The 1,623-nt window shown below is 73.4% G+C and carries 2 protein-coding genes; both read left to right on the forward strand.

What is annotated here, in order from left to right:
- Positions 1-207: 207 nt before the first annotated feature.
- The gene (locus tag DQW06_RS27395; RefSeq protein WP_013152919.1) at positions 208-579 is read left to right on the forward strand and encodes a YciI family protein; all 372 of its coding nucleotides are present in this window, start codon (positions 208-210) and stop codon (positions 577-579) included.
- A partial coding sequence (locus tag DQW06_RS27400; protein ID WP_117199572.1) for an RNA polymerase sigma factor occupies positions 576-1,623 on the forward strand: 1,048 nt, incomplete at its 3' end. The genes DQW06_RS27395 and DQW06_RS27400, both read left to right, overlap by 4 nt.

Here is a 1,623-nt window from a genome sequence, read left to right on the forward strand (position 1 = left end):
CGCCGCCGGGCGGTGCTGCCCGCCGTCGGCAGCGGAGCCGCCGCGCTCGTCCTGCTGCTGCCCATGTCTGCGGAGCACATGAGTGTCCAGATCGCCGTCAACGGCCTGGTCGCCTTCACCTGGACGACCGTTCTGTCCCTGTCCCTGCGCCGTGCCGCCTGACCGACCCGTACTCTTTCGCCCGAACGTTCGACGGAAGGAACCGCCATGAAGTACCTGCTGCTCAGCTACACCCCGGCCGCCGCCTGGGACGCCGCGACCGCCGACACCCCCTCCGAGGAGGCGCTGGCGGCGTTCGCCGCCTACCAGGAGTTCGAGCGGGAGCTGATCGAGACCGGCGAGTTCGTCAGCAGCGAGGGCCTGGGGCACCCGGCGGTCAGCACCACGGTCCGCGGGGCCGAAGGCGGCGTGGTGGCGACTGACGGGCCCTTCGCGGAGCTGAAGGAGGTCCTGGCCAGCTTCGCCGTGATCGACGTGGCCAGCCAGGAACGGGCCGTGGAGATCGGTTCGCGCATCGTCGAGGCGCTGGGTGAGCCGATCGAGATCCGGCCGATCATGGGCGAGGACTTCACGGCGTGAACGACCGCGACCGTGCGCAGCGGCGCCCGCCGGTGGCGGACGGCCAGCGCGACGGCGGGCGGCGGACCCCCGGCACGGACGCGGACATCGAGCACCTGCTGCGCACCGAGGCGCCGCAGGTGCTCGGCGCCCTGGTGCGGCGCTTCGGCCGGTTCGACGCCGCCGAGGACGCGGTGCAGGAGGCGCTGCTCGCCGCGAGCCGGGCCTGGCCCGCCGACGGCGTGCCGGAGAACCCGCGCAGCTGGCTGATCCGCGTCGGCTACCGGCGCCTGGTCGACCTCCTCCGCGCCGAACAGGCCAGGCACCGGCGCGAACAGGAGATCGGCGCCGCCGAACTGGCCATGCGGGAGCCGGACCGGAGGGCGGGCCCCGCCCGGGAGAGCGACGACAGCCTGGCCCTGCTGTTGCTGTGCTGCCACCCCGCGCTGAGCGCCGCCTCCCAGGTGGCGCTCACGTTGCGCGCGGTGGGCGGCCTGACCACCGCCGAGATCGCGCACGCCCACGGGACCTCGGAGAACACCATGGGCACGCGGATCAGCCGCGCCAAGCAGCAGCTGGCCCGGGTCGGAGCCCGCGTCACCCCGCCGACCGACGCCGACCGCGACAGCCGGATCACGGCGGTGGCGAAGGTGCTCTACCTGGTCTTCAACGAGGGTTACACGACCTCCGAGGGCGACCAGCTCGCCCGCGTGGACCTGACCGGCGAGGCCATCCGGCTGACACGCATGCTCCACGACTCTCTGCCCGACGACGCCGAGGTCACCGGCCTGCTCGCGCTCATGCTGCTCACCGAGGCGCGCCGTCCCGCACGCACCGGCGACCACGACGAGCTGGTGCCCCTGGACGAACAGGACCGGTCGTTGTGGAACGCCGACCTCGTCCGCGAGGGCACCGCGCTGATCGACGGCGTGTGGAACCGCGGTGAGGTCGGCCCCTACCAGTTGCAGGCGGCGATCGCGGCCGTGCACGCGACGGCCTCGGCGCCGGAGCGGACCGACTGGGTGCAGATCGCGGTGCTCTACCTGTGGCTCGAACGGCTCAGCC

This window comes from Nocardiopsis sp. TNDT3 (assembly GCF_003427465.1).
GTDB classification, from domain to species: domain Bacteria; phylum Actinomycetota; class Actinomycetes; order Streptosporangiales; family Streptosporangiaceae; genus Nocardiopsis; species Nocardiopsis dassonvillei.